General features: G+C 73.3%; 23 protein-coding genes. 15 read left to right on the top strand and 8 right to left on the bottom strand.

Annotated features, from left to right (window positions below; all coding sequences use genetic code 11):
* Positions 1-972, bottom strand: coding sequence for an ATP-binding cassette domain-containing protein (locus tag ACIBSW_RS31565; protein ID WP_354728344.1), 972 nt, complete (start codon positions 970-972; stop codon positions 1-3).
* Positions 973-1,034: 62 nt separating this feature from the next.
* Here ACIBSW_RS31565 and ACIBSW_RS31560 point away from each other — a divergent pair, with 62 nt between their 5' ends.
* From ACIBSW_RS31560 to ACIBSW_RS31545, 4 genes are all read left to right on the top strand, one after another.
* Positions 1,035-1,991, top strand: a complete 957-nt coding sequence (locus tag ACIBSW_RS31560) for a YafY family protein (RefSeq protein WP_354728342.1) — start codon at positions 1,035-1,037, stop codon at positions 1,989-1,991.
* Between the two features lie 193 nt (positions 1,992-2,184).
* Complete coding sequence (locus tag ACIBSW_RS31555) at positions 2,185-2,736, top strand: NADAR family protein (protein ID WP_354728357.1); 552 nt, start codon at positions 2,185-2,187, stop codon at positions 2,734-2,736.
* A 31-nt stretch (positions 2,737-2,767) separates the two neighbouring features.
* Positions 2,768-3,610: an LLM class flavin-dependent oxidoreductase gene (locus tag ACIBSW_RS31550; protein ID WP_354728340.1), complete on the top strand. Its 843-nt coding sequence runs from the start codon at positions 2,768-2,770 to the stop codon at positions 3,608-3,610.
* Positions 3,611-3,667: 57 nt separating this feature from the next.
* The gene (locus ACIBSW_RS31545) at positions 3,668-4,156 is read left to right on the top strand and encodes an NUDIX domain-containing protein (RefSeq protein ID WP_354728338.1); all 489 of its coding nucleotides are present in this window, start codon (positions 3,668-3,670) and stop codon (positions 4,154-4,156) included.
* A gap of 6 nt (positions 4,157-4,162) precedes the next feature.
* Here ACIBSW_RS31545 and ACIBSW_RS31540 read toward each other — a convergent pair whose 3' ends face one another.
* On the bottom strand, positions 4,163-4,702 hold the full coding sequence (locus ACIBSW_RS31540) for a GNAT family N-acetyltransferase (protein ID WP_354728336.1): 540 nt from the start codon (positions 4,700-4,702) through the stop codon (positions 4,163-4,165).
* Positions 4,703-4,814: 112 nt separating this feature from the next.
* Between ACIBSW_RS31540 and ACIBSW_RS31535 the strand changes: the two genes are divergently transcribed.
* From ACIBSW_RS31535 to ACIBSW_RS31525, 3 genes are all read left to right on the top strand, one after another.
* A complete protein-coding gene (locus ACIBSW_RS31535; protein ID WP_354728335.1) occupies positions 4,815-6,314 on the top strand; it encodes a beta-N-acetylhexosaminidase in 1,500 nt (499 codons plus the stop codon).
* Positions 6,315-6,432: 118 nt separating this feature from the next.
* The gene (locus ACIBSW_RS31530; RefSeq protein WP_354728333.1) at positions 6,433-8,868 is read left to right on the top strand and encodes a M48 family metalloprotease; all 2,436 of its coding nucleotides are present in this window, start codon (positions 6,433-6,435) and stop codon (positions 8,866-8,868) included.
* A gap of 196 nt (positions 8,869-9,064) precedes the next feature.
* Positions 9,065-9,529, top strand: a complete 465-nt coding sequence (locus tag ACIBSW_RS31525; RefSeq protein WP_354728332.1) for a hypothetical protein — start codon at positions 9,065-9,067, stop codon at positions 9,527-9,529.
* Here the strand turns inward: ACIBSW_RS31525 and ACIBSW_RS31520 are convergent.
* Genes ACIBSW_RS31520 through ACIBSW_RS31510 form a run of 3 tightly spaced genes read right to left on the bottom strand, consistent with a single transcriptional unit; the run spans position 9,505 to position 12,332 of the window.
* Positions 9,505-10,578 carry a YafY family protein gene (locus ACIBSW_RS31520; protein ID WP_354728330.1) on the bottom strand — a complete coding sequence of 358 codons (1,074 nt, stop codon included), beginning with the start codon at positions 10,576-10,578 and terminating at the stop codon, positions 9,505-9,507. The two genes, ACIBSW_RS31525 and ACIBSW_RS31520, sit on opposite strands and share 25 nt — an antisense overlap.
* A gap of 56 nt (positions 10,579-10,634) precedes the next feature.
* Positions 10,635-11,684 carry a hypothetical protein gene (locus ACIBSW_RS31515; protein WP_354728328.1) on the bottom strand — a complete coding sequence of 350 codons (1,050 nt, stop codon included), beginning with the start codon at positions 11,682-11,684 and terminating at the stop codon, positions 10,635-10,637.
* A 12-nt stretch (positions 11,685-11,696) separates the two neighbouring features.
* Positions 11,697-12,332 (bottom strand): hypothetical protein, encoded by a 636-nt coding sequence (locus ACIBSW_RS31510; RefSeq protein WP_354728327.1) that lies wholly within the window; start codon positions 12,330-12,332, stop codon positions 11,697-11,699.
* Between the two features lie 428 nt (positions 12,333-12,760).
* On the opposite strand from ACIBSW_RS31510, the gene ACIBSW_RS31505 reads away from it, so the two are divergent.
* The 4 genes from ACIBSW_RS31505 to ACIBSW_RS31490 are packed head-to-tail and all read left to right on the top strand — an operon-like array spanning position 12,761 to position 17,090.
* Positions 12,761-15,715 (top strand): nitrate- and nitrite sensing domain-containing protein, encoded by a 2,955-nt coding sequence (locus tag ACIBSW_RS31505; RefSeq protein WP_354728325.1) that lies wholly within the window; start codon positions 12,761-12,763, stop codon positions 15,713-15,715.
* Positions 15,715-16,134, top strand: coding sequence for a roadblock/LC7 domain-containing protein (locus ACIBSW_RS31500; RefSeq protein ID WP_184997136.1), 420 nt, complete (start codon positions 15,715-15,717; stop codon positions 16,132-16,134). The genes ACIBSW_RS31505 and ACIBSW_RS31500 overlap by 1 nt, the downstream gene beginning before the upstream one ends.
* A complete protein-coding gene (locus tag ACIBSW_RS31495; RefSeq protein ID WP_354728323.1) occupies positions 16,124-16,510 on the top strand; it encodes a DUF742 domain-containing protein in 387 nt (128 codons plus the stop codon). Before ACIBSW_RS31500 ends, ACIBSW_RS31495 begins: the two co-directional genes overlap by 11 nt.
* A complete protein-coding gene (locus ACIBSW_RS31490; protein ID WP_354728321.1) occupies positions 16,491-17,090 on the top strand; it encodes an ATP/GTP-binding protein in 600 nt (199 codons plus the stop codon). Before ACIBSW_RS31495 ends, ACIBSW_RS31490 begins: the two co-directional genes overlap by 20 nt.
* Positions 17,091-17,108: 18 nt before the next feature.
* On the opposite strand, the gene ACIBSW_RS31485 is transcribed toward ACIBSW_RS31490, so the two are convergent.
* A complete protein-coding gene (locus ACIBSW_RS31485) occupies positions 17,109-18,803 on the bottom strand; it encodes a BTAD domain-containing putative transcriptional regulator (RefSeq protein WP_404799515.1) in 1,695 nt (564 codons plus the stop codon).
* A gap of 165 nt (positions 18,804-18,968) precedes the next feature.
* On the opposite strand from ACIBSW_RS31485, the gene ACIBSW_RS31480 reads away from it, so the two are divergent.
* The 3 genes from ACIBSW_RS31480 to ACIBSW_RS31470 all read left to right on the top strand — a co-directional run bounded on the left by ACIBSW_RS31480 (position 18,969) and on the right by ACIBSW_RS31470 (position 22,864).
* Positions 18,969-19,778, top strand: a complete 810-nt coding sequence (locus tag ACIBSW_RS31480) for a hypothetical protein (protein ID WP_354719576.1) — start codon at positions 18,969-18,971, stop codon at positions 19,776-19,778.
* A gap of 77 nt (positions 19,779-19,855) precedes the next feature.
* The gene (locus ACIBSW_RS31475) at positions 19,856-20,914 is read left to right on the top strand and encodes a lactonase family protein (RefSeq protein ID WP_354719578.1); all 1,059 of its coding nucleotides are present in this window, start codon (positions 19,856-19,858) and stop codon (positions 20,912-20,914) included.
* Between the two features lie 246 nt (positions 20,915-21,160).
* Positions 21,161-22,864 carry a substrate-binding domain-containing protein gene (locus ACIBSW_RS31470; RefSeq protein WP_354719579.1) on the top strand — a complete coding sequence of 568 codons (1,704 nt, stop codon included), beginning with the start codon at positions 21,161-21,163 and terminating at the stop codon, positions 22,862-22,864.
* Positions 22,865-22,916: 52 nt separating this feature from the next.
* On the opposite strand, the gene ACIBSW_RS31465 is transcribed toward ACIBSW_RS31470, so the two are convergent.
* Positions 22,917-24,032 (bottom strand): PP2C family protein-serine/threonine phosphatase, encoded by a 1,116-nt coding sequence (locus ACIBSW_RS31465; RefSeq protein WP_354719581.1) that lies wholly within the window; start codon positions 24,030-24,032, stop codon positions 22,917-22,919.
* Between the two features lie 49 nt (positions 24,033-24,081).
* On the opposite strand from ACIBSW_RS31465, the gene ACIBSW_RS31460 reads away from it, so the two are divergent.
* Entirely contained in the window at positions 24,082-24,552 is a 471-nt protein-coding gene (locus ACIBSW_RS31460; RefSeq protein ID WP_354719583.1) for a MarR family transcriptional regulator, read from the top strand.
* Here the strand turns inward: ACIBSW_RS31460 and ACIBSW_RS31455 are convergent, their stop codons facing one another.
* Positions 24,553-25,722 carry an ROK family protein gene (locus ACIBSW_RS31455; RefSeq protein ID WP_354719772.1) on the bottom strand — a complete coding sequence of 390 codons (1,170 nt, stop codon included), beginning with the start codon at positions 25,720-25,722 and terminating at the stop codon, positions 24,553-24,555.
* Between the last annotated feature and the right edge of the window lie 17 nt (positions 25,723-25,739).

The following is a 25,739-nucleotide window of genomic DNA, read 5'->3' as shown; positions in this document are numbered from 1 at the left end:
TCAGGCCTCCACGAGTGCGTTGTCGCGTTCGGTGGTCTCGGCGGCCGCGCCGCCCTCGCGCAGGCTGCGTCCGGTCAGGGTGAGGAAGACGTCGTCGAGGGTCGGGCGCCGGACCTCGACCTCGGCCGCCGGCAGGCCCGCGGCCCGCAGGTCCTCGAGCAGGTCGGGCACGAGCCGGGGCGCGTTCGGGACCGAGATCGTGAGCCGGTTGCCGTCGCGCCGCAGGGTGTGCGCGATCCGCGCCGAGGCCGCCGCCGCGTCGACCTCGTGGTCGAAGCCCAGGATGATCCGGTCGCCGACGTGCTCGGTCTTGAGCCGCGCGGGGGTGTCGTCGGCGATGATCCGGCCGTGGTCGATCACGATGACCCGCTCGGCCATCGAGTCGGCCTCGTCGAGGTAGTGCGTGGTCAGCACGATCGTGGTCTCGTGCCGCTCGCGCAGCCGCAGGATGTGTTCCTGCAGGTTGGCGCGGTTCTGCGGGTCCAGCCCGGTGGACGGCTCGTCGAGGAAGAGCAGCTCGGGCGCGTGGATCAGGCCCATGGCGATGTCGAGCCGGCGGCGCTGGCCGCCGGAGAGCGTCGACACCGTCCGGTCGGCGACCTCGCCGAGGCCGAGCGAGTCGATCAGCTCGGCGGCCCGCCGCCGCGCCGCGACTACCTTCATTCCGTACGCGCGACCCTGGCTGATCAGTTCGTCGCGGCCCCGCTGGCTGTGGCCGGCGCCGTTGCCCTGTCCGATGTAGCCGATCCGCCGCCGCACCTCGCGCTGGTGGCGGACCACGTCGAAGCCCGCGACCCGCGCGGTGCCGGAGGTCGGCGCGATGAGCGTGGTGAGCATGCGCAGGGTGGTCGACTTGCCGGCGCCGTTCGGGCCGAGCAGCGCGACCAGCTCGCCGGGGGCGACGGTGAGGTCGATGCCCTGCACGGCGCGTACGTCCTTGAAGTGCCGGGTGAGCTCGTGCGTCTCAATCATGGGTCCAACGCTAGGGTTCATAGCGGCCAGTTTTGGACCGCAATTGGAGCGAGACTGAATCCATGGCGAACACGAGTGCACGGATGCTGCGGCTGCTCTCCCTGCTGCAGACCCATCGCTACTGGCCCGGCACCGAGCTGGCCGAGCGGCTCGAGGTCAGCCCCCGCACGCTCCGCCGCGACGTCGACCGGTTGCGGGAGCTGGGCTATCCCGTCGACGCGGCCCGCGGCGTCGCCGGCGGATACCAGCTGCAGGCGGGTGCGGCGGTGCCGCCCCTGCTGCTCGACGACGAGGAGGCGGTCGCCATCGCGATCGGCCTGCGTACGGCGGCGGCCGGCGCGGTGGCCGGCTTCGAGGAGACCTCGGTGCGCGCGCTGGCGAAGGTCATCCAGCTGCTCCCGCCCCGGCTGCGCCGGCGCATCGACGCCCTGCAGGCCGCGACCGCGCCGGGTGTCTTCGGCGGCGGCCCGACGCTGGACGCGCGGACCCTGACCACGCTGGCGATGGCCTGCCGCAGCGAGGAGCGGCTGCGCTTCGGCTACACGCCGCGCGACGGCGAGTCCGCGACGCGCCACGTCGAGCCGCACCGCCTGGTGTCGCTCGGCCGCCGCTGGTACCTCCTGGCCTGGGACCTGGACCGGGGCGACTGGCGCAGCTTCCGCGTCGACCGGCTTGCGGAGCCGGCCGCGACGGGCGCGCGCTTCCGCCCGCGCGAGATACCCGGCGGCGATCCCGTCGCCTGGATGCGCGCCCGGCTGGCCGCGGTGCCGAACCGCTACGACGTGTCCGTGGTGATCCACCGGGCGGCGGAGCCGGTGCGGCAGTTCGTCGGCCAGTGGGCGACGGTCGAGGACGTGTCGCCGGCCGAGTGCCGGCTGCGGATGCGGGTGGACGACCTGAGCTGGCCGGTCATGATCCTCGGCGCGATGGGCGCGGACTTCACGGTGGAGTCGCCGCCGGAGCTGCCGGCCCGGATCCGTGAATCGGCCGAGACCCTGCTGCGCGGCACCGCCGGATAGATGGACGGATCGGCGCCCCCGTGGCGCCGATCCGCACGATGAATCTATCGATCGCCACCGACACTTCTGCCCGGTGTTTGCGACTTAGCTTATATAAATCTCAACTAATATTTCCACGGTCCGATGTGGTGGCTCCGGGGTAAATCGCGATGAGGATGTCAGGGGCGGGCGGCATAATTCCGGCGTGAGCGAAATGCCGGGCACCGTCGACGACGTGATCGAGCTGGCCCGGTCGGGCCAGCGGGTGAAATACCTGTTCTTCTGGGGCCACCGCCCGCAGCGGGACGGCTCCATCGGCACCGGCTGCCTCAGCCAGTGGTGGCCGTCGGCCTTCACCGTGGACGGCGTCCGGTTCGCCACGGCCGAGCACTACATGATGTGGCGCAAGGCTCTGCTCTTCGGCGACGACGACGCCGCGCGCCGCATCGTCGCGGCGAGCCATCCACGCCAGGCCAAGATGCTGGGCCGGCGGGTGCGCGACTTCGACGAGGGGACCTGGGCCGACCAGCGCCGCGCCATCGTGGTCGACGCGAGCGTCGCCAAGTTCGGCCAGCGGCCCGAGCTGCGCGACTTCCTGGCCGGCACGGGCGAGCGGGTGCTGGTCGAGGCGAGCCCGACCGATCGGATCTGGGGCATCGGCCTGGCGGCGACGGACGAGCGCGCCGCCGACCCGGCTCGGTGGCGCGGGCTCAACCTGCTCGGCTTCGCGCTCATGGAGGCGCGCGCCCGCCTCGGCGATCGCTGAAATTGTCACAGGCATCGAGGACGATGGCCCCATGACGAAACTCGGCGCCGTCTTCCTGCCCTCCAACCCGCCCGAGCGCCTGCGCGACATCGCCCGCGCCGCCGACGGGGCCGGCCTCGAGCAGCTCTGGCTGTGGGAGGACTGCTTCCTCAACGGCGGCGTCGCCGCGGCGTCGGCGGCCCTGGCCTGGACCACCCGGCTCCAGGTCGGCATCGGCATCGTGCCGGTGCCGTTCCGCAACGTCGCCCTCGCGGCGATGGAGATCGCCACGATGCGCCGGATGTTCGGCGACCGGGCGATCGTCGGCATCGGCCACGGTGTGCAGGAGTGGATGGCACAGGTCGGCGCCAAGGCGGCCTCGCCGATGACCCTGCTGCGGGAGCACGCGACCGCGCTGCGCGCCCTGCTGCACGGCGAGACCGTGACCACGCGGGGCCGCTACGTGCGGCTCGACGCGGTCGCGCTGGACTGGGTGCCGGACCCCGCGCCCGAGCTGCTGTTCGGCGCGACCGGGCCGAAGACGCTGCGGCTCTCGGGCGAGCTGGCCGACGGCACCATCCTGACCGGCGGGACGTCGCCCGAGGGCGTGGCGGCGGCCCGCGCGCAGATCGCCGGCCGCGACGGACACGAACTGGTCGTGTTCCTGCCGGCCGCGACCGGGCCGACGGCCGAGAGCCGGATCGCGAGACAGCAGGAGAGCTCCGGCATGGACTTCGCCGGTGCGGCCGGGGACGCCAAGGCTGTGGCGGCGGCGATCGAGCGCTTCGCCGAGGCCGGCGCGACGACGGTGGTGCTGCAGCCGACCGCCGACGACCCGGAGCCGGAGGGGTTCGTCCGGTTCGTCGCGGAGGAGGTCCGCCCGCTGATCGGCTGACAACACGCTGCGCGGCGTGGTCGGTGGTGTCGGCCGGTGGGCATTATCTTGTCCGGCATGCCCATTTCGCCGTATATCAAGAGCCTCCGTGAGGTCGTCGGGCACCGCCCGCTGCTGTTGCCCGGCGTCACCGCCGTCGTCTTCGACGACGCCGGCCGGCTGCTGCTGGGGCAGCGCTCCGACAACGGCCGCTGGGCGCTCGTCGCCGGGTGCATGGACCCGGGCGAGCAGCCGGCCGAGACCGTGGTCCGCGAGGTGTACGAGGAGACGGCCGTACACGTCGTGCCCGAGCGGGTCACCAGCGTGCTCACCCAGCCGCCGAACATCTACCCGAACGGCGACCAGACGGAGTTCGTCGACATCACCTTCCGGTGCCGCGCGGTCGGCGGCGAGGCCCGGGTGAACGACGACGAGTCGCTGGCCGTCGGCTGGTTCGGCCTGGCGGACCTGCCACCGATCTCGGAGCTGGCCCGCCAGCGCATCGAGTGGGCGCTGCTGCCGGGCCCGGACGCGTGGTTCAGCGCCCCGGCCGTGCAGAGCCTCTGACGCGGTTCAGAGCGGGCGGGCCAGGACGAAGTCGTCGTGCCAGAGCTCGCCGACCAGGAAGCGCTTCGTGCCGATGGTCTCGAAGCCGTGCCGGGTGTAGAACCGCACGGCCCGCGCGTTGCGCTGATTGACGCCGAGCCAGCAGTGCCGCGCCCCGGTCGCCGCGGCCGCCGCGAGCGTCGCGGCCATCAGGGCGCCTGCGACGCCGGAGCCGTGACTGTCCGCGTCGACGTAGAACTTGCTGAGTTCGATGGCCGGGCCGGGCCCCGCGGCCGCGACGGTGCACGCCAGCGCCGGATCGGCAATCGGCCCGGCGACCAGCATGGAATAGCCGATCGTGGCGCCGTCCTCCTCGGCCAGCAGCAGGCTCCGGGCCGGATCTGCCAGATACTTGTCGAAGCTGGACAGTGCCAGGTGTTCCTCGATGAACGCGTCGATGTCGGCCTGCAGCGTGCCGGGCGGCGTGGCCAGCCCGAAGGTGCGCGCCGCGAGCTCGTGCAGAGCGGTCGCGTCCGCCGGGACGGCCGGCCGGGTGGTGGTCGCCATGGCGCCACGATAGCGGCGGCGTGACGCGCTTCATGGCGGCACCCCGGAAACTGGAAACAGGGTTTAGAGTCGTGCCGACCGATCGGCGGTCGGGAGACGGGGAGGCGCAACGGTGAGCGAACCGGTATTCGAGCGCAGAGGGCTCGGCGACGTGATCCCGGCGCCGGCGCAGGTGCGGCCCGACCCGGCCGCGACCTTCACGATCGATGCGGGTACGGCGATCCGCACCGCGCCGGGATCGGCCGAGGCGCGACGGGTCGGCGAGCAGCTGGCGGCCCTGCTGCGGCCCGCGACCGGCTTCGCCCTGCCGGTCGGCGAGGGGCCCGGCGCGATCGCCCTGCTGCTCGACGGCGATGACTCGCTCGGCGACGAGGGCTATCACCTGGTGGTGGACGCGGCCGGTGTGACGGTGCGCGCCGCCGCGCCCGCCGGGCTGTTCGCCGCCGTGCAGACGCTGCGGCAGCTGCTGCCGGCCGCGATCGACTCGGCCACGCCGCAGCGGGGCGCCTGGGTGCTGCCCGGCGGGGAGATCGTCGACCGGCCCCGGTTCGCCTACCGCGGCGCGATGCTCGACATCGCCCGGCACTTCTTCACCCCGGACGAGATCAGGTCCTACCTCGACGCGATCGTCCAATTCAAGATCAATCACCTGCATCTGCACCTGACGGACGACCAGGGCTGGCGGATCGAGATCGACGGCTGGCCCGCCCTGACCGAGATCAGCGGCGGCGAGGGTACGGGCGTCGACGGGACCGGGCCCGGCTTTCTCACCAAGGCCGACTATGCCGGGATCGTCGCGTACGCGGCCGAGCGGTTCGTCACGATCGTGCCCGAGATCGACATGCCGGGCCACGTCAACGCGGCGCAGCACGCGTACCCGGAGCTGACCGCGGACGGCCTCGCCGTGCCGCAGCGCACCGACCGCGAGGTCGGCTACAGCTCGTTCGTCGCGAACCAGGAGAACACGTACGCGTTCATCGAGGACGTCCTGCGTGAGGTCGCCGCGCTGACGCCGGGTCCCTACCTGCACATCGGCGGGGACGAGGCGCAGGCCACCACGCCCGAGGACTACCGCACCTTCATCCAGCGGGTGCTGCCGCTGGTCGCCAAGCACGAGAAGCGCGTGATCGGCTGGCACGAGATGGCCGGCGTGGAGCTGCCGGAGACCGCTATCCCGCAGTACTGGCGGATCGAGGCGACCGACGACGGCACGGCCCGCGCGGCGGCGAACGGCAGCAAGGTGATCATGTCGCCGGCCGACCGCACCTACCTGGACATGAAGTACGCCGCGGACAGCCCGCTCGGCCTGGACTGGGCGGGCCACATCGACGTCGAGCGCGCGTACGGGTGGGACCCGGCCGACCGCCTGCCCGGGGTCGGCGAGGAGTCGCTGCTCGGGGTCGAGGCGCCGCTGTGGTCGGAGACCCTGCGCAGCCTGGCCGACGTCGAGACGATGACCTTCCCTCGGCTGCCGGCGATCGCGGAGATCGGCTGGACGCCGCGGGACGGCCGCGACTGGGAATCGCTGCGGGCCCGCCTGGCCGCGTTCGCGCCGCGCTGGCGCAACCAGGGCGTCGCGTTCCATCCGTCGCCCGAGATCCGCTGGAACTGAGCTCGGTGACCGGAATGTGTTTTTCGGGCGGGATTTCCGCACGTCCGATCCGTTGATCATGGCTGACGGCCGAGCGGCGGATGTCGGGCCGTCGGAGGCCACCCCTAGGCTTGCCCGCGTGCAGAAGAGGGTGCTGGCGTCGGCGACCGGGCTTGCTGGATTCCTGATCGTCGCGGGCGCGCAGCTCGCGCTCGTCGTGGTGCCGGTCCTGCTGCTGCTGTCGATGCTTCCGGGCCGCACCGCGCTGCGGCTCGGCGTTCCGGTCTGCATCGCCACCGTCGGCGTGATGGCCTACGCGACCTGGCGCGCCCTGCACACCCGGCGCCGGGAGCCGATCGGCATTCCGGTGGCCCGCGCCGACGCGCCGGCGCTCTGGGCGCTGCTCGACGGCGCCGCCGCGGCGGCGGGCACCCGGGCACCCGACCGGGTCACGATCGTCGCCGACGCGACCGCGAAGCTCATCGAGCGCACCCACCTGCTCGGCCTGATCGGCGGCCGCCGCGACCTCTACCTGGGCCTGCCGCTGCTGCAGGCCTGGGACGAGGCGCACCTGCGTGCGGTCGCCGCGCACGAGCTCGGCCACTTCTCGCCCCGGCTGGGCCGGCTGGCGCCGCTGGCCTACCGGGGCCGGGTGGCGGTCGCCCGGACGGTGCCGCGCATCTCGCGCCGCAACCCGGCGGGCCCGCTGCTGCTGACCTACGCGAAGTTCTACCGCCGGGTCGACGCGCCGTTCAGCCGGGCGCAGGAGCTGGCCGCGGACCGGATCGCGGCGGAATACGCGGGCCGCACCACGGCGATGGCCGTGCTGCGCGACCTGCCCGCCCTGGACGCCCTCCAGCGGATCTTCCACGCCGAGTACCTCGGGCCGGGCTGGCAGGCCGGTCACGTGCCGGACGACATCTTCGGCGGCTTCCTGCGGGTGCTGGCGGCCCGCGCGAACGACATCGCGGTCCTGCGCGCCCGCGACCCGGGAACGCCGCCCGCCTGGGACACCCACCCGCCGGTGGCGGACCGCCTCGCCGCCCTGTCCCTGACCGAACCCCCGAACCCGACGCCCGCCGCTCCGACCGCGCAGTCCGCCGCTCCGACCGCGCAGTCCGCCGCTCCGACCGCGCAGTCCGCCGCTCCGACCGCGCAGTCCGCCGCTCCGACCGCGCAGGCCGGCACTCCGACCGCGCAGGCTGAGGTCCCGGCTGCACAGGCTGGAGCCCTGGCTGCACAGGCTGGAGCCGCGATTGCACAGGCTGGAGCCGCGATTGCACAGGCTGGAGCCGCGAGTGCGCAGGCTGACGCCTCGACCGCGCTGGCCGGTGCTGCGACCGGGCAAGCCGATGTCTCGACCGCGCCGACCGGCGCTCCCAACGCGCAGGACAGTGCTCCCAACGCGCAGGACAGTGCTCTGATCGCGGAGGTCGGAGCCCTGACCGCGCAGGCTGGAGCTTCGACTGTGCCGGCTGGAGCTTCGGCAGCGCAGGCCGGCGCTTTGATCGCGGAGGCCGGGGCTGCGCCGGCCGGCGCGTTGATCGCGCAGGCTGGAGCCTCGGTTGCGGAGGCGGCCGGGCCGATCGGGCCGGCCGAGGAGCCGGGTGCCGGGGCTACCGGCGCAGCGGGCCAGGATGTGCGGGCCTCCGTCGGTGCCAGCGACGGTGCCGGGCTCGGCGCGCCCGCCGGGGAGCTCGTTCCCGACCTGCCGGGGCTCGGCCGCGCGCTGCAGGGCGTCGCGTTCCCGCCGCAGGGCCGCACCACCGTCGACTGGGACGCGTTCTTCGGCGTGGCCCGGACCGCCGAGATGCAGCGCGAGGCCGACGCCGCCCTGGCCACGATCTCGCGCGCCGCGGGCGAGCCCGTGGTGAACGCCGCCGACGTGCTGGACCTCGCCGCGGACGGCCGGCTGCACAAGGCCGCCGAGTCCGTCTTCACCGGCCTGTCCGGCTCCGAGACCGCCCGCAGGGTGGCCGAACTGGTGACGCTGCTGCTCGCGCTGGCCGCCCTGCGCAGCGGCGCCGCCCGCTGGCGGCACAGCTGGACCGGCTCCGCCGAGCTCGTCGCCGCCGACTCCTCACACCTCGACCTCGGCGGCCTGGCCGCGCAGGCGAGCGACCCGGCGACGGTCGCCGCCGCCCGGGAGCGGCTTGCCGCCCTCGGCATCGACGCCGCGGCCGCGCCCGGCGCGGAGGTCGCGCAGGCCCGGCCGGAGGTGGTCGGCGGGGTGGTCAACCTGGTGGTCGACGGCGCCCGGACGGACGTGCTGATCGTCGACACCGGGCTGTTCCTGGTGCCCGGGCTGCCGCGCTCGCAGAACGGCTCCGCGAAGCGGCGGCTGGCGCGGTTCGCCGCGGCCGACGCGCCCCAGCGCGATGCCGACGTTCCGGGCAGCCGGTTCGTGCCCTATGCCGACATCGCCGGCGCCATCCGGGCCCGGCGCCGGAGCTGGGACCTCAGCCTGCGCGACGGCGGCACGCTGCGGCTGCGGACCGCGCTCGACTCCGACGAGCTGCCCGGCGGCTGGGCCGCGCTCGACGACGCCGTAGCGTTTCTGTCCCGTACCAGATAGTCACCCTCCCTGCTGAACCGTTCGCGGCCCGGAAGCGTGCTGCTTGGTAGTGGGTCGCATGCCCGACTCACGAGTAACCGAGTTGTCACCGGGCGTCATGATGGGTTCGGCGTCATCCGCTTACCGTTCGCCCTAATGGGGTAGAAGCAGGCCGAACGGGAAGCGATGATTGTCACTGACAGGGGGGAGGGGCGCTATGGATCGGGGACCGATGGCGCTCTTCGGGGCCATCGTCGCGATAGGCCTCGGACCGGCAATGTGGCTCGGCGCGCAGTTCGGCCAGGTGTCTCAGACACCGGACCGGCCGGCGTCGTCCGTGACCGTCCAAGAGAACGGCACGCCGCGTGGCGGCTTCGGCGCCGGCGACTCGCCGACCGACACCGAGGTGATCGACACCGGGACCGATCCCGGCAGCAAGCCCAGGTCGACCAGGACCGCGCGTCCCACGCCGACCTCGGTCAGCCCGTCTCCGTCCGCGTCGGTCACGTCGCCGACCCCGCCGGTGCGGACGTCGTCGCCGACCCCTTCGAAGACGGCCGGCGACGGGGACGACCCGTCGACGAAGCCGACCACCACCGCGCCGACCGATCCTGACGTGCCGCCGTCCTCACCCACCGAGGTGGAGACCCAGCAGGTCTACGTCGAGGCGTCGACGGCCTGATCCCGTCCGGCCGGCGCGGCGAGTTCGCCCGCCGGCCCGGTCGGGTCGGTGGTGTCGCCCGTGGACGGAGGGTTCGCTGCGAGGTAGGTGTCCGCGAGGCGGCGGGTGGTCTCGGCGAAGCGCTCGCGTAGCTCCGGCGGGTACAGCACCTCGGCGTCGCCGCCCAGCTTCAGCAGCTCCGTGTGGCCGTGCGCTGTCGATTCGATGGGCACGATCGTGGTCAGCCGGCCGTCGTCGCCGACCGGGCCGGCCGAGTCGTGCGCCACCCGCGACATCTCCGGTGCGAAGAGGTACCTCATCCGGTCGAGGGCCGCGACCGTCATCCGCACCGTCGCCTGCGCGGTGTAGACGCTGCGCTCGTACCGCTCGGTCCAGGCGCTCCAGAACGAGGCGAGGTCGAAGTCCGGCGGGCGCCGCGCCGGCTCGTCGAGCAGCGCCGCCTCCAGGACGTTCGCCACCCGGTACGCCGTGACCCGGTCGCGGGACAGGGCCACGAGATACCACCGGCCCGCCTTCAGGACCAGGCCGAGCGGCGACACCGTCCGGTCGACCTCGCGGGGCGCCTTCCAGCGCCGGTAGCGGATCTCGAGCAGCCGCTCCCGCCAGACCGCGTCGGCCACCGAGGCCAGGTGCGGTGTCGGCTCGTCGGCCCGGAACCAGCCGGGCGCGTCCAGGTGGAAGCGCTCGCGTACCCGATCGGCGCGGTCCGCCAGCTCGCCCGGCAGCGACGCACGCAGCTTGAGCTGCGCGGCCGCCAGGACCGAGCCGAGGCCGAGCTCCGCGGCCGGCCCGGGCATCCCGGCCAGGAACAACGTCCCGGCCTCGTCGCCGGTCAGGCCGGTCAAGCGGGTGCGGTAGCCGTCGAGCAGCTGATAGCCGCCCGCCGGCCCCCGGTCGGCGTAGATCGGCACGCCGGACGCGCCGAGCGACTCGACGTCGCGGTAGACCGTCCGCACGGACACCTCGAGCTCGCCGGCGAGCTCCTGCGCGGTCATCCGCCCACGCGCCTGCAACAACAGCAGCAGACTGACGAGCCGGGACGCGCGCATCAGCCCAGCATGGCACCGGCCGCGTGCCCGGGGGCACGCGGCCGGAGCGCCCGCGGCTACAGGCTCAGGATGCGGTTGAGGATGTCCCGGTACCCGCGCAGCTGCAGGCGCAGCCGCTCGGTGTCCTCGGTGTCGTCGATCAGGTCGTCGCGCTGCGCCTTCAGCCCGGCCGTCAGCTTGTCGACGGCCTCGTCGATCAGCGTCGTCGCCTCGGCGGCCGCGTCCTTCGGGCTGTCGACGAAGTGCAGCTGCACCTCGCGCCAGCGCTCCTGGAACGACCTGGCGTCGTCCGCGCCGAAGATCGTCTCGGCCTTGGCGACCGCGGCGGTCGCGGCCGCACCGACCGGCACCGGTACGGCGGCAACGGCCGTGTCGGCCGCGGCGGGCTCGTCCGTCGCGGGGGTGTCGTCGGCCGCGAGCGGGGCGTCGGTCACCGGGACGACGGCCTCGGGGGCGTCGACCCGATCTTCATCCGTGGGCTCGTCGGCGTCGGCCGCGCGGGTCTCGTCGTCGGCCGACGCGTCGGCCTCGGCCTCGTCGGTGGGCTCGCTGACGGCCTCAGTACCGTCGACGTCCTTCTCGGCCTTCTCCTCGTCCTCGTCGTCGTCCGATTCGGCCTTGTCGGAGTCGCCCTCGCCGGACCGCGCCCGCGCCTCCTCGGCGTCCTCGTCCTCCTCGGACGCGTCGCCCTTGGCCGGTTCGTCCAGCGGGACGTCGACATCGTCGGCCGGTCCGCCGTGGTCGTGTGCGTCCACCCGGTCCTCGTCATCGAGCCGGGTCTCCGCCGTTTCCGTGGCGGCGGGGCTGCCCGCATACGGGGTGTCCGCGGTGGTCACGGTGCCCCACCGATTCTCCGGGGGAGACGCGACGCCGACAGCGGTGGTCCGCTCCTCGGCCCGGGTCGTGTCGTCCTCGTCAACCGCGTCGGCGGCCGGGTCGCGCGGCTCGTCGTCGGCCGCCGCGTCGCCGGTCGACGGCGTGTTCGACCAGGGCGACGGCGGACGCTGGTTCGGCACCGCGACCGGGTCGGACTGGACCCGGTCGGGCCTCTCGTCGTGCGCCAGCTCGTCGTCGGCTTCGCGCGCGTCGTTGGAGAAGAATCGCATGGTCAGGGCTCCTCAGCGGCTCGTGGCGTCGGGACGCGAGCCCGCGACGTCGCTGTCGTGGTTGTTGATCTTCTGGTTCGGTACCGCCGGTGGGGACTCGGCGCTGTCGGTCCGGACGGGGTTCTCGCCGAGCAGGTCGGCGAAGAGTGCGCGGTAGTGGACCAGGGCCTGCCGCAGGTCCTCGGTGTTCGCCTCGCCGGCCGCGTTGCGCTCGCTGATCGCGTGCGCGTCGCGGTAGTGCTCGAGGGTCCGTGCATGCGCGACGGAGAGGTTGGCCAGCTGGTCGTCGTAGTCGCCGGTCGGGTAGCCGCGCTCGGCGATGAGCCTGGTGACCAGCCCGTCGGCGGTCGACACGGCCTCGCCGGGCGAGTCGACGAACTGGATCTGTACCTCTTCCCAGGCGAGCGAGTACTTCGCCTTCGACTCGGCGGACAGCTCCTTGAGCTCGAGGTCGGCGTGCCGCTTCTCGCGTTCACGGAGCTCCCGCTCGCCCTCGGAGCGGCTGTCGGCGTCGCCGACCACCTTGTCGTACTCGGGGCCGAACCGGGTTTGGAGCTGCTTACGGCGGCTGGCGCGTACGCCGTAGACGGTGGCGGCGGCGACCAGCAGCGCGACGACGATGAGAATGATCACGACAGTGGGGGACATCGGATTCCTCCTTCTTCACCCCTGGATATGCCCACCCAACCAGGGTCATCAATCCGATTCGACAGCCCGGCGTGAAAACCCTCCGTCTGTGTGGCCGGAGAACCCGATTCGGTGTGGACCGTCGCCGGCCCGGCGGCGCCCCTCGACTGACCGGAAGCGGACAAGTCGCCCGGCGACCCCGGCGCGGCCGGGCCGGTGCGGGGCTGTTTGTCGTGAGATTTGCCAAAGAGCGACCTGTTACGCATGTCGTTCCCCCAGGACAATTAGGACAGTCCGCTTTATTATGGCACGTACTGGAGCTAGCTCCGATCGCCTCCATTACGTATCCTGCCGAAGGCGTGCTCAGCTCGAAAACGGCCGTTAACAAGCGTCGACGGTCGTGATCGGCCTGCGCTGCGCAGGTCCTGCATCCCCTCGGGCGGAGTCTGATGAGAACCCGCAACTGGTCGATCCGTTCGAAGATCATCGCGATGGTGGCGGTGCCGCTGGCGGCACTGCTCGCGCTGTGGATCTTCGCGACGGCGCTGACCGTCGGTCCGGCGCTCAACCTGATGTCGGCACAGACCCTGCTGGACACCGTCGGCGCCCCCGGCGAGGTGCTGACCGGCGAGCTGCAGCGCGAGCGCCGGCTCTCCGTCGAGTTCCTCTCGGACCCCAAGAGCAGCGCCGCCGCGCTCGCCGCGCAGCGCGCCGCCACCGACCGGGCCGCCGCCGACTTCCGGCGCACCGCGGCCAGCGACGAGGCCCGGGGCGCCGCGACCGACACGCTCGAGACCCGGATCCGGCAGGTCTTCTCCGACCTCGACGGGCTGGCCACCAACCGCCAGCACATCGACCGCCGCGCGGTCGACCCGATCGGCGCGCACAACCTCTACAACGGCATGGTCGACGGCACGTTCCAGATGTACGCGGCGCTCGCCACGTTCAACGACGAGCGCATCGATCGCCAGATCCGCGGCCTCACCATGATCGGGCGCGGCCGCGAACACCTCAACCGCACGGACTCGCTGGTCGCGGGCGCGTTGGCGGCCGGCAAGCTCAGCCCGGCCGGCCGCACCGAGCTGCTCCAGTCGATCGCCACCTCGCGCTACCTGCTCACCCAGGGCGTCCAGGACCTGCCCGACCGCGACCGCGCGGCGTACCGGCAGGTCAGCAACGGCGCCTCGTTCAACCGGCTCCGCGAGCTGCAGGACATTCTGGTCAGTGACAGCCGCCCCGGCCTCGCGGTGCCGGTGCCGGCCGCGTCGTGGCAGCCGGCCTTCGACACCTCGGTGCAGCAGGTGCGCGCGTTCGAGATCAACGCCGCGGACTCGCTCGCGCAGGAGGCCATCCCGGTCGCCACCAAGGTTCTCATCCGGCTCGGGCTGGCCGGCCTGCTCGGCCTGATCGCGGTCGTCATCTCGGTCGTGGTGTCGCTGCGCGTCGGCCGCTCGATGGTCGGGCGCCTGACCCGGCTGCGCGGCGAGGCGCTGGAGATGGCCACCGAGCGGCTGCCGTCGGTCGTCCGGCGGCTGCAGCGCGGCGAGGCGGTCGACGTCGAGGTCGAGACCCCGCCCATGGAGTACGGCCGCGACGAGATCGGCGAGCTCGGCCGCGCGTTCAACGAGGTGCAGCGCACGGCCGTGCAGTCGGCGGTCGAGGAGGCCAACGTCCGGCGCGGGATCAACGAGGTCTTCCTCAACATCGCCCGGCGCAGCCAGACCCTGCTGCACCGCCAGCTGGCGCTGCTCGACCGCATGGAGCGGCGCGAGACCGAGCCGGACGAGCTCGAGGACCTCTACCGCGTCGACCACCTCGCCACCCGGATGCGCCGCCACGCCGAGGACCTGGTGATCCTGGCCGGCGCCGCGCCCGGGCGCGGTTGGCGCAACCCGGTGCCGGTGATCGACGTGGTCCGCGGCGCGATCAGCGAGGTCGAGGACTACAAGCGGGTCGACATCGTCTCGATCGAGAGCGCCGCGGTGCTCGGCCGGGCCGTCGGCGACGTCATCCACCTGGTCGCCGAGCTGCTGGAGAACGCGGCCTCGTTCTCCCCGCCCCGCACCCGGGTCCAGGTCGTCGGCCAGGTCCTGCCGAACGGCTACGCCCTGGAGATCGAGGACCGCGGCCTCGGCATGTCGCCGGAGGGGCTCGCCGAGGCCAACCGCAAGCTGCTCGAGCCGCCCGACTTCGACCCGGCGGACAGCGCCCGGCTCGGCCTCTTCGTGGTCGCCCAGCTGGCCAACCGGCACGGCATCCGGGTGTCGCTGCGCACGAGCGGCTACGGCGGGGTGACCGCGGTCGTGCTGGTTCCGGGCGATCTCGTCACGCCCGGACCGGGACGCAACGCGCTGCCGATCGGGCCGTCGCCGGCCGACAAGTCCTGGGACCGCCCGCTGGTCGGCACCGGCACCGAGGATCCCTCGCGCCCCTCCCTCGCGGAGCTGCAGTGGCAGGGCACCGAGGAGCTGCGTTCCATCTCGGTGGCCGGCCGGCCGGTGACGATCAACGGAACCGCCACGACCGGACCGGACCTGGCGGACCTGGCCGACACGGCCGTCGACCTGCAGCGGCCGGCCCCGCCGAGCGGGCCGAGCCCCAGCGCGGTGGTCGACGGGCTCACCGAGGACGGCCTGGTGCAGCGCCGCCGCACCCGGCCGCGCCCCGCGAAGGGCGGGCCCGCGGCGCCGCCGGCACTGCTTCCGCCGAACCTGACCTCGCCCGCCGGTCTGACCCCGATGGAGCTTCCGCCGGCCGGCAACGGGCTGACGGGCGACCTCCCGCTGCGGCACGGCGACGGTCCGACGGCCCTGCCCGGCCCCGCCCCGGCGCCGCTCAGTCCCCGTATCCCCGCGCCGCGCGCCGAGCCCGACCCGATCGTTCCCGCGGCGGACGCCGGCCCGTCGGGCATCGAGTCCGAACTGTTCGGGCCCGACCCGTTCGCGGCGGATCTCCTCGCGCCGGGCATCGAGCCCGCGGCGGATCTCGTACCGCAGGGCGCCGACGAGTCGCCGGAGGAGCTCGACGAGGCGCTGCTGCCTAGGCGGGTACGGCAGGCCAGCCTCGCGCCGCAACTGCGCGGCCCGGTCGCGGAGCGCGTCACCGCCGGCACGTCCCGTTCACCGGAGCAGGTACGCAGCCTGATGAGCGCGCTGCAACGCGGCACATCGGAGGGCCGCCTCGCGGCGGCCGCGCTGAACGCCGGAAAGGGCCCGGCGAAACCAGACGAGACATCAGTCACTGACAAACAGGAGACGTTGGGGGCGCAGGCGTTGTCGGAGGCGGCTACCGTCACGTTCCCGGCGGTGCAGAGCCCGGTGGCGGCCGGGATTTCCGCAGGTTACGACAGCGCGCCCGATGAGAACCACGAGAACCCTGAGAACCGGCCGGAGAAGGACGCATAGTGGCACACACGACGAACCACCAGAGCGCCAACCTCACCTGGCTCCTCGACGACCTCGTCGAGCGGGTGCCGTCGGTGCAGCAGGCGGTGGTGCTGTCGGCGGACGGGCTCATGATGGGCGCATCCGCCGCTCTGAGCAGGGAGGACGCCGAGCATCTCTCCGCGATGGCCGCCGGCTTCCAGAGCCTGGCCAAGGGGGCGAGCCGACACTTCCGGGCCGGCCCGGTACGCCAGACCGTCGTCGAGATGGAGGACGCGTTCCTCCTGGTCACGGCGGCCGGACTGGGCGCCTGCCTGGCGGTGGTCGCGACCAGCGACGCGGACCTGGGCCTGATCGCGTACGAGATGGCCATGCTCGTGGTCCGGGTCGGCCAGACGATGGACGCACCCGAACGACCCAACGGGTCCCATGCGCGGTGACCCGTTCCGCGCGCCGCACGACTGGCTGGACCACGACGCGGGTCCGGTGGTCCGGCCGTACGCGATGACGCAGGGCCGGGTCGCCCCGGCCGGCGGGGAGTTCGACCTCGTCGCGTTCGTGGTGGCGACGATGAACCAGGCGGCACCGTCGCCTTCTTTACAACCGGAGCATCATGCGATCGTCGGCGCGGCGTGCGAGCCGACGCCGATTGTGGAACTAGCCTCCAAACTGGACCTCTCCCTCGGAGTGGTCCGGGTTTTGCTGGGTGATCTACGCTCAGCGGGACTCATTTCGCTCTACGAGCCCCCAGCGGCCTGTCAGCCGCACGACGTCGACGTACTCAAGGCGGTTGTCAATGGACTCCGTGCGCTCTGACCGAGACGGCACGCGCTCTCGCATCCCGGTCGCGCTCAAGATCCTCATCGCCGGCGGGTTCGGTGCGGGCAAGACCACGATGGTCGGCTCGGTCAGCGAGATCCGGCCGTTGCAGACCGAGGAGGTGCTGACCGGCGTCGAGGGCGCCGACGACACCTCCGGCGTCGAGGGCAAGCGAACGACGACGGTGACGATGGACTTCGGTCGCATCACGATCACCGAGGATCTGCAGCTCTACCTCTTCGGCACGCCCGGGCAGGACCGGTTCTGGTTCCTCTGGGACGAGCTGTCGCAGGGCGCGCTCGGCGCCGTCGTGCTCGCCGACACCCGCCGCCTGGCGGACTGCTTCCCGTCGATCGACTACTTCGAGCAGCGCGGCACGCCGTTCGTCGTCGCCGTGAACTGCTTCGACACGGAGCGCCGGTTCGGCGCCGAGGCAGTCGGCCGGGCGCTCGACCTCGACCCCGACGTTCCGGTGGTGGAGTTCGACGCGCGCCAGCCGCTGGCCGCCCGCAACGTCCTGATCGAGCTCGTCGAGTACGTCGCCCGCCGGCAGTTGCTGGCCGCCGGCTCCCGCTGACGGTCCCGCGCCGCCGGCTCAGCCGTGCGGCGCCGAGTGCGGCGAGCGCCAGCCCGACGGGGTGTCCAGCGCGGCCGGCGGCAGGCAGATCAGCCGGCCGGCGAGCCGGGCGACCGTCCGCGCGGGCAGGACGCCGCGCGCGATCAGCTCCTCGGGCCGGGCGTACGGCCCGCGGTTGAGGCGGTCCATCACGATCCGGTGCGCCTGCTCCGAGCTCAGGTCGGGGAGCCGGGCCAGCTCGTGCCCCGGCACGTGGTTGACGTCGACGAGCCCGCCGTCGTCGAAGGCGCGCAGCAGGTCCGGCCGGCCGATGCCCAGCTGGCGGGCGCGGGCCGGGTCGAAGAGCGCGAACTGGCGGGCCTGCTCGCGCAGGTTCCGGGTCTTCGGGGTGTCGCCGGGGTGTGAGGCGAGGACCGCGCCGTGCACTGAGGCGGCGACGGCGATGCCCATGATCATCAGGGCGCCGATCCACTCCGCCGTGCTCAGTTCGGTGCTCTCGACCGGGGTGGGGTCGATCGCGGCGAAGATGACCGCGACCACGAACAGCACGCCGTAGCCGGCCGCGACCAGGAACTGGCGCCGGTCGCGGCGCCGGGCGCCCGCGTACACGAAGTAGATCCAGCTGCCGAACGAGCACAACAGCAGCGGGATCAGCGCGGCGAAGATGACCTCGCCGACCGGGAACCGCCGGCGCGGCGCCGCGTACGCCGGCGGCGGGGGTGCGGCGGCACCGCCCCACGGCAGCGGCGGGTGGCCCGGCGACGCGGGTGCCGGCACGATCGCGGTGGGGTCCGGCGGGACGTACTGCTGTACGTAGGCCGACGGCGACACGACGAGCGAGCCGGAGGCGACCGGGGTGGCCGGCGCGGGCGGCGGGCCGGCCGGCACCGGGATGTCGTCGCTCGCGGCCCACGGGTCGACGGGCTCGGAGTAGAAGGGCTCGCCGCGCAGGATGCGCCGGTGCGTCTCCTGCATCCGCTCGCCCGGCTCGACGCCGAACTCGTCGAGGAAGTACGCGCGGGCGTCGCGGAACACCGCCAGCGCCTCCGCCTGCCGCCCGCCCTGGTGCAGGGCGATCATCAGCTGGGCCCGCAGCCCCTCGCGCAGCGGGAACTGCTCGACCAGCCGGACCAGGTCCGGCATGAGCCCCGTGTGGTTGCCCCGGGCCAGCTCGATGTCCGCCCACTTCTCCCAGGCGGTGGCCCGGGCGTCGGTCAGCCGGTTGCGGGCGGCCTCGAAGACCGGCCCCGACAGCCCGGCGAGCGCCTCGCCCTGCCACAGCCCGACCGCCTCGCGCAGCGTCTCGCCCGCCTCGACGAGCTGCCCGGCCCGGCGCTGCGCGGAGGCCCGGGCGAGGCCGGACTGGAACCGCTCGGCGTCCAGCGTCCCGGGGTCGGCCCGCAGGACGTAGCCGCCGTCGGTCAGCGCGATCAGCTCGCCCGGGGTACGCGGCGAGCGGTCGGGCTCCAGCACCCGGCGCAGCCCGGCCACGTACTTCTGCACGACGTTGGCGCCGTTCTCCGGCGGCCCGTCGCCCCACACCGCGTCGACGATCTGGTGGGTCGGCACCGGCCGGCCCGCCTCGAGCAGCAGGACCGCGAGCACCGCACGCTGCTTGGCGGGGCCCAGATCGAGCCGCTCGTCGCCGCGCAGGGCCCGGACCTCGCCGAGGATCTCGAACCTCAGCGCGAGGCCCGCGGGCGCGTCTGTCACGGCGCCAACCCCCTTGAGCGGCACGTATGTGAAACGGCAGCGGAACGGCAGCCGGCAGCAGCATAGCCGCAGAGCGATGGCAGCACTGTCCCAGAGGCTTCAATGCGTCAACCCGACAGGCGGACCGGGAGAACCCGGCCGCCGCGTTGAGAAAGCGATGAGCCGATGAATCTTCGCAAGGCTCGGCCGGCCGCCTTCGCCGCCCTTGTCGCCGCCTTCGCCGCCGCCACCGGCGGCTGCCTCGCCGAGTCCGCACCGGACCCGGCCGCGTCCGCCTCGCCGGCGCCGCTCCCACCACGGGAGGCGCTGCTCAAGTCGCTGCCGGACGCCGGCACCGGCAGCTTCCGCTTCGCCACCAAGGGCGGCGGGATGTCGGCGTCCGGGGCCTTCGACGGCGCCCGGCACAGCTACCGGATCGACCTGCGCTACCGGGAGCCGGAGTTCGGCTTCACGCTGCACTCCGACTTCCTGGTCGTCGAGGAGCAGACCTGGATCAGGATGAAGTTCACCGACGCCGAGGGCCTCGTCGGGCTGCCGAAGCTGCCGAAGAAGTGGATGCTGATCGACCCGGCGCGGATCGAGAACAAGGACGACATCCCGCTCGGCTACGACGCGGATACGGACCCGGGCGAGGCCGGCGCCGTGCTCCGGTCGGCGGTCGAGGTCCGGCAGACCGGTGCGGGCGAGTTCGCCGGTACCACCGACCTCACCCGGCAGGGCGATCTCGAGATCGTCGAGCCGGACCGGCTCGCGGCGCTCGGCGCGCGGGCCAGGGCGGTGCCGTTCGAGGCAACCGTCGACGGCCAGGGCCGGCTGGTCTCCGCGGTCGTGAAGATTCCGGCGGCCGGGAAGTTCAAGGCCTCCAGGTACGAGGTGACCTACACCGACTTCGGCAAGGCGCAGGCGCCGACGGCACCCGCGGCCGATCAGCAGCAGAAGGCCACTGAGGCCGCGTACGAGCTGTTGAATAACTGATCAGGCCGCTGGCGGCGGTCGCGCGGGGTGTGACGGGGGTCCGCGCGGCTGCCGCTGCCGCGTGGTTGGATCGGGGCATGGGCGCGAACGATGAATACGTCTTCGTCGGCTGCTACACGGGGGAGAGCGGCGGCGAGGGCGAGGGCATCGCCCTGCTGCGCCGCGATCCGGCCACCGGCGACCTGACCCGGCTGGGCGTCGTCGCCCGCACTCCCTCGCCGTCCTTCCTGGCCCTGCACCCGCGGCTGCCGGTGCTGTACGCGGCCAACGAGCTGGACGCCGGCAAGGTGAGCGCGTTCGCGATCGGACCCGATGCCTCGCTGACCCCGCTGGCGGTGCGCTCGACCGGCGGCGCGGCGCCGTGCCACCTCGCCGTCAGCTCCGACGCCCGGCACCTGCTGGTGACCAACTACGCCGGCGGCAGCGTCGCGGTGTTCCCGCTCGACGCCGACGGCGTACCGGGTGAGCACTGCGACCTGCTCCACCTGCAGGGCCGGGGCCCGGTCGCGGACCGCCAGGAGGGCCCGCACCCGCACATGGTCGCGCCGGATCCGAACGGCCCGGACGTGCTGATCTCCGATCTCGGCTCGGACCGGGTGTGGCGGGCCCGCCTCGACCCGGTCTCCGGCCGGCTGGTCCTGGCCGGCCCGGCCGTCGTCGCGACGCCCGGCACCGGCCCGCGCCACCTGCTGCGCAGCTCCGACGGCGCGCTGCTGCTGGTCGGCGAGCTGGCCGGCGAGCTCACCTGGTTCCGCCCGGACCCGGCCGACGGCGGCCTGCGGCAGGCCGGCGGCGCGGCGACGAGCGCCGCGAAGCCGAACCACCCGTCGGAGCTGACCGCCGGTCGCGACGGGCGCTTCGTCTACGTGGCCAACCGCGGCCCGGACACCGTCTCCGTCTTCGCCTGGGAGCCCGAGGGCGGCACGCTGGTCGCCGAGGTCGCCGCCGGCGGCGTCTGGCCGCGGCATATCGCCCTGCTCGGCGACCATCTCTATGTAGCGAACGAGCGCTCACACAACGTCACGATCTTCCGCATCGACCCGAACACCGGCGTTCCGCAGTCGCAGGGCGAGCCGGTGGGCGAAGGCAGTCCGACGTGCCTGTTGCGCTGGAGCGGTATCCAGGTCAGTAGGTGACCGATAGCGGACGGGGGCGCCGAGGGGCGCTAATGGTCGAAAACTGGCATATCCCGCCAAGATCCGCACACGCCTTGGATGTGCTTCGTTACACAAAGTGAATTAGGTAACTGGAATTTCCAATCCGAGTAAGTTTCGTCCGAACGTATATGGCATTCAGGTCCGGAGATGCGCAGTATGGAGCGCGTGTCAGGCCGCCATCGCAGAAACATCAATCTCAGGGGAGCCGGCGTCGTCGCATCTGCGATGGCGATCGTGGTCGTCCTCGCCGGTTCCTGGCTCGGCTATCAGAGTCTCGCTGATGCCGGGTGCACAGGTCAGATCAAGCTGACCGTTGCAGCCGCCACCGAGATCGCTCCCGCCGTGGAACAAGCTGCCCAGCAGTGGACAGCCGGCGGTGCCAACGTCAACGGAACCTGTGTCGCCGTGAGCGTGTCCGGCGTCAACCCCGCCACCACGGCCTCGGCAATCGCGGCCAAGCACGGCGTATCCCTCACCGGTATCGGCTCCGGCGGCAAGTCCGCCGTCCTGCCGGACGTGTGGATCTCGGACTCGTCGACTTGGCTGCTGCGCCTGCGGTCGGAGGCTTCCGGCTTCGTGCCGACCGACGGCAAGTCGATCGCGAAGAGCCCCGTCGTGGTCGCCATGCCCGAGCCCATCGCGCAGCAGGTCGGCTGGCCCGACAAGAAGCTGTCCTGGCGGGATCTTCTCCAGAAGATGACCACCGGCAACTCGCTGCGGACCGGCATGGTCGATCCGACCCGCGACTCGGCCGGTCTCGCCGGCCTGCTCGCGCTGGGCGCCGCCGCCGGCACCGGTCCCGAGGCGAAGGCGACCCAGGTCGGTGCGCTGCGCGCCCTGGCCGCGGGCAGCTCCTCGCTGCGCGACGACCTCATGCAGAAGTTCCCGCGGTCGCTCGACGCGGCCGACCTCGCCAGCGCCGTGAGTGCCGCGCCGCTGTCCGAGGAGGACGTGATCGCGTACAACGCGGAGCGTCCGCAGGTGAAGCTCGCCGCGCTCTACCTCGACGCGACCCCGTCGCTGGACTACCCGTTCGCGGTCATGCCCGAGGTCGACCTGACCAGGTCCGCGGCCGCCACCGGGCTGCGCGAGGCGCTGCAGCGGCCGGCCTTCAAGGACCAGCTGGCCTCGGTCGGCCTGCGTGGCCCCGACGGCACGGTCGGCGCCGGCTTCTCCGGGCCGGTCGGCGCGCCGCAGGCCAGCCCGCCCGCCGAGGCGCCGGCGACCGGCGGCGGCACCGAGGGCACCGCCGCGGCGGGCCTCGACGCCGGCGCGATCAACCAGGTGCTGGGCAGCTGGGCCGCCATCACCCTGCCGGGCCGCGCGCTCGCCGTCTTCGACGTGTCGGGCTCGATGCTCGACGAGGTGCCGACGGCCGGCAACGTGGACCGTGCCACGGTGACCCGCGCCGCGGCGTCGCAGGGCCTCGCGCTCTTCGACGACAAGTGGGCGGTCGGCGTCTGGCTCTTCTCGACCGAGATGGTCGGCAAGCGGCCCTGGAAGCAGATCGTGCCCATCAGCCCGCTCACGTCCAAGCGGTCCGAAATCCAGGCGTCGATCGCGCAGATCAGGCCGAAGCGGGGCGGCGGCACGGGTCTCTACGACACCGCGCTGGCCGCGTACAAGAACGTGCAGGACAGCTGGCAGGCCGGCCGGGTCAACTCGGTGCTGCTCTTCACCGACGGGCAGAACGAGAACAAGGACGGCATCAGCCAGAAGACCCTGGTCACCGAGCTGAAGAAGCTCGCCGACCCGAAGCGCCCGGTGCGCATGGTCATCATCGGCATCGGGCCCGGTGTCGACCGCAACGAGCTCGAGATCATCACCGACGCCACGAGCTCGGGCGGCGTCTTCATCGCCCAGGACCCGGCGAAGATCGGTGAGATCTTCCTCGAGGCGATCTCGGCCCGCGCGGGTGCCGCGCGCTGACGCTCGCAACGCCGTAGACGGCCGCCGGATCCCTCAGGGTCCGGCGGCCGTTTCAATTCACGTCCAGGCAGACGGCCACCGCGTCGTCCTCGAGGTCGCCGCCGACGAACGCCCGCAGGTCGCCGAGCAGCGAGCGCACCGCCTGCAGGGGAGCGAGCGACCCGGCCCGCCGCACGAAGCGGTGCAGGGCGGCCTCGCCGTAGCGGCTGGTGCCCGTCGCGGCGTCGAACACGCCGTCGCTGACGATGAGGAGCCGGTCACCGGTGCGCAGGGCGAGGGACTGCGGCACGTACTCCGAGGACTCGAACATGCCGAGCGGGAACTGTTGCTCGAGCGGCTGGTCCAGGACCTCGCGGTCGCGCAGCAGCAGCATCCGCGGCGATCCCGCGTCGACCGCCAGCAGCTCGCCGGAGTTCAGGTCCAGCTCCAGCATCAGCGTCTCCACGTACCGGTCGCCCCGGTGCTGCGCGAAGACCGCCTGGTCGGCCAGGGAGGCCTGGTCGGCCAGCGGCAGCCCGGCGCGGCGGGCGTTGCGCAGCGCGTACGTGGCCAGCGAGGTGAGCAGCGCGGCGCTGGTGCCCTCGCCGTGGCCGTTGAGCACGCTCAGGTAGAGCCGGCCGTCCTGCTCCGCCCAGTCGAAGCTGTCGCCGCGGACCGCGTACGAGGGCTCGAGCTGGCCGGCCAGGCTGAACGACGGCCCGGTCCGGCTGCGCCCCGGCAGCAGCTCCCACTGCATCTCCGCGGCCAGCGTGAGCCGGGTGGTGCGGGCCGCGGCCGTGTACCGGTCGGTGCCGGCGGCCGCCGCCTGCAGCTCGTGCGCGAGCAGCGTGGCGATCTCGGCGAGCTCACCCCGGGCTTCCGCCGAGTCGGCGCCGGGGTGGCAGCGCAGCACGCCCATGCGCTCACCGCGCCCGGTCACCGGAAGGTAGCCGAACTCGCCGTCCCGGACCTCGGACTGGTGGTCGAACGAGCGCCAGGCCGGTTCGCCGGGTTTGCGCACCGGCGGGCCGCCGGTCAGCGGCAGCAGGGCGGCCAGGCGGTAGTCGACGAGCAGCAGCTCGATGTCGACGGCGTAGTCCCGCGCCAGCGCCTCGGCCAGGCATTCGACGATGCGGTCGGCCGGCGCGTCGGTCAGTGCGCGCCGCGCGGCGATCAGTCGGTCGGACAAGCTTCACCACCTCGACAGTCTGGGTATCACGGGTAGTCTCTGCTGCACCATGGCCGAACACCACGGGCCGGCGGGGCCGGACCCGATGCGTGCCGCGGCGGTCGACGACGCCGCGCCCGTCCTGCTGGCCGCGTGGGACGCCGCCCGCGAGCGGATGACACCCCGGCTCTCCTCCTCCCAGCTGAACGCCCTGCTGGTGATCGAGCGCGAGCCGGGCGTCAACCTGCGCGGCCTGGCCGGACAGCTCAAGATGATTCTCTCCTCGGCGAGCCGGCTCTGCGACCGCCTGGTCGCCTCCGGCCTGGTCGAGCGGGTGCCGGGCCGGGCCGATCGGCGGGAGATCGCGTTGTATCTGACGCCGTCGTCGCGGGAGTTCCTGGAGCGCCTGCGGGCCACCCGCCGGGAGCTGCTCGCGGACGTGCTGGCGCGGATGACCCCCGCGGGCCGCGCGGCGCTGGTGCGCGGCCTGACCGAGTTCGCCGCGGCCGCCGAGCCCGACACCGCCGCCCGTACGGCCTGATCACTGCCGGCGGGCGAGCCACGCGGCGGGGTTGTCGAGCAGCCCGCGGATGACCGAACCCGCCGCGCCGCGCATCGCGGCGTCGGGGCCGAACGTCGCGGCGCGCAGCAGCACCGGCGACCAGGCCGCGGTGAGCACCCGCCGGCCGGCCTCGGCCGCGATCGGTTCGCGCAGCCAGGGCAGCAGCGAGGCGTAGCTGCCGCCGAGCACGATGGTCTTCACGTCGAGCAGGTTGACCACCGCGGCCACCGCCGTGCCCAGCGCCCCGCCGGCCGCGGTCAGCGCGCTCAGCGCGGCGGTTCCGCCGCCGGCCGCGGCGCGCGCCAGGTCCTCGACGCCGGTCACGCCGGCGGCCCGCAGCACGGCCTCCTGCCCGGCGTACTGCTCGAGGCAGCCGCGGGCGCCGCAGCGGCAGGCCGGGCCGTCGGGGTTGATCGGGATGTGGCCGATCTCGCCGCTCCAGCCCCGGGTGCCGCGGTAGAGCGCGCCGTCCAGCACGATGCCGGCGCCGATGCCGATCTCGCCGGAGATGTAGACGAAGTCGCGTGGTGGGTCGGCGGTGCCGAGCTCGCTGAGGGCGGCCAGGTTCGCCTCGTTGTCGACCGCGACCGGCAGGTCGCCGAGCAGGTCGCCGACCGCGACGTCCTGCCAGCCGAGGTTGGGCGCGATCCGGACGACGCCGTCCGCGGTGACCAGGCCCGGCACGGCTAGGGCCGCGCCGGCGACGGTGAGCCCGTCCGCCTCGGCCAGCGCCCGCGCCCGGGCCGCGAGCCGGCCCAGCGCGGCGAGGGCGGTGCCGGGATCGGTCAGGCGCTGATCGCCCGCCTCGACGAGGCGGTGCCGGAGCGTGCCGGCCAGGTCGACCACGCAGGCGGCCCGGTAGTCGACGTTGATCTCGCACCCGAGCCCGGCCGGGCCGTCGGGGGCGAGGGTCAGCCCGACCGCGGGACGGCCGGCGCCGCTGCGCGGCGCGGGCTCGACCTCGGTGAGCAGCGCGCCGGTGACGAGGTCGTCGACGAGCGCGGAGACCGTGGCCCGGGTCAGCCCGGTAACCCCGGCTACCGATGCCCGAGATATCGGATCTGTGCTGTTCGCCACGGTTTGCAGAACGAGCGCGAGATTATGGGCCCGCACGCTCGACTGCCGGACCGGCGAACCCGTCGCACTCATCATTCGGCCGGTCACGC

The sequence above is a fragment of the Actinoplanes sp. NPDC049668 genome, from assembly GCF_044465445.1.
Lineage (GTDB): Bacteria > Actinomycetota > Actinomycetes > Mycobacteriales > Micromonosporaceae > Actinoplanes.
Note: the sequence above shows the minus strand (reverse complement) of the source record. Positions and strands in the feature narration are given on the sequence as shown.

Coding starts and splice junctions, on each gene's coding strand:
- ACIBSW_RS31565 (WP_354728344.1), bottom strand. CDS start 972: ATGATTGAGACGCACGAGCTCACCCGGCACTTCAAGGACGTACGCGCC.
- ACIBSW_RS31560 (WP_354728342.1), top strand. CDS start 1,035: ATGGCGAACACGAGTGCACGGATGCTGCGGCTGCTCTCCCTGCTGCAG.
- ACIBSW_RS31555 (WP_354728357.1), top strand. CDS start 2,185: ATGCCGGGCACCGTCGACGACGTGATCGAGCTGGCCCGGTCGGGCCAG.
- ACIBSW_RS31550 (WP_354728340.1), top strand. CDS start 2,768: ATGACGAAACTCGGCGCCGTCTTCCTGCCCTCCAACCCGCCCGAGCGC.
- ACIBSW_RS31545 (WP_354728338.1), top strand. CDS start 3,668: ATGCCCATTTCGCCGTATATCAAGAGCCTCCGTGAGGTCGTCGGGCAC.
- ACIBSW_RS31540 (WP_354728336.1), bottom strand. CDS start 4,702: ATGGCGACCACCACCCGGCCGGCCGTCCCGGCGGACGCGACCGCTCTG.
- ACIBSW_RS31525 (WP_354728332.1), top strand. CDS start 9,065: ATGGATCGGGGACCGATGGCGCTCTTCGGGGCCATCGTCGCGATAGGC.
- ACIBSW_RS31520 (WP_354728330.1), bottom strand. CDS start 10,578: ATGCGCGCGTCCCGGCTCGTCAGTCTGCTGCTGTTGTTGCAGGCGCGT.
- ACIBSW_RS31515 (WP_354728328.1), bottom strand. CDS start 11,684: ATGCGATTCTTCTCCAACGACGCGCGCGAAGCCGACGACGAGCTGGCG.
- ACIBSW_RS31510 (WP_354728327.1), bottom strand. CDS start 12,332: ATGTCCCCCACTGTCGTGATCATTCTCATCGTCGTCGCGCTGCTGGTC.
- ACIBSW_RS31505 (WP_354728325.1), top strand. CDS start 12,761: ATGAGAACCCGCAACTGGTCGATCCGTTCGAAGATCATCGCGATGGTG.
- ACIBSW_RS31495 (WP_354728323.1), top strand. CDS start 16,124: ATGCGCGGTGACCCGTTCCGCGCGCCGCACGACTGGCTGGACCACGAC.
- ACIBSW_RS31490 (WP_354728321.1), top strand. CDS start 16,491: ATGGACTCCGTGCGCTCTGACCGAGACGGCACGCGCTCTCGCATCCCG.
- ACIBSW_RS31480 (WP_354719576.1), top strand. CDS start 18,969: ATGAATCTTCGCAAGGCTCGGCCGGCCGCCTTCGCCGCCCTTGTCGCC.
- ACIBSW_RS31475 (WP_354719578.1), top strand. CDS start 19,856: ATGGGCGCGAACGATGAATACGTCTTCGTCGGCTGCTACACGGGGGAG.
- ACIBSW_RS31470 (WP_354719579.1), top strand. CDS start 21,161: ATGGCGATCGTGGTCGTCCTCGCCGGTTCCTGGCTCGGCTATCAGAGT.
- ACIBSW_RS31460 (WP_354719583.1), top strand. CDS start 24,082: ATGGCCGAACACCACGGGCCGGCGGGGCCGGACCCGATGCGTGCCGCG.
- ACIBSW_RS31455 (WP_354719772.1), bottom strand. CDS start 25,722: ATGAGTGCGACGGGTTCGCCGGTCCGGCAGTCGAGCGTGCGGGCCCAT.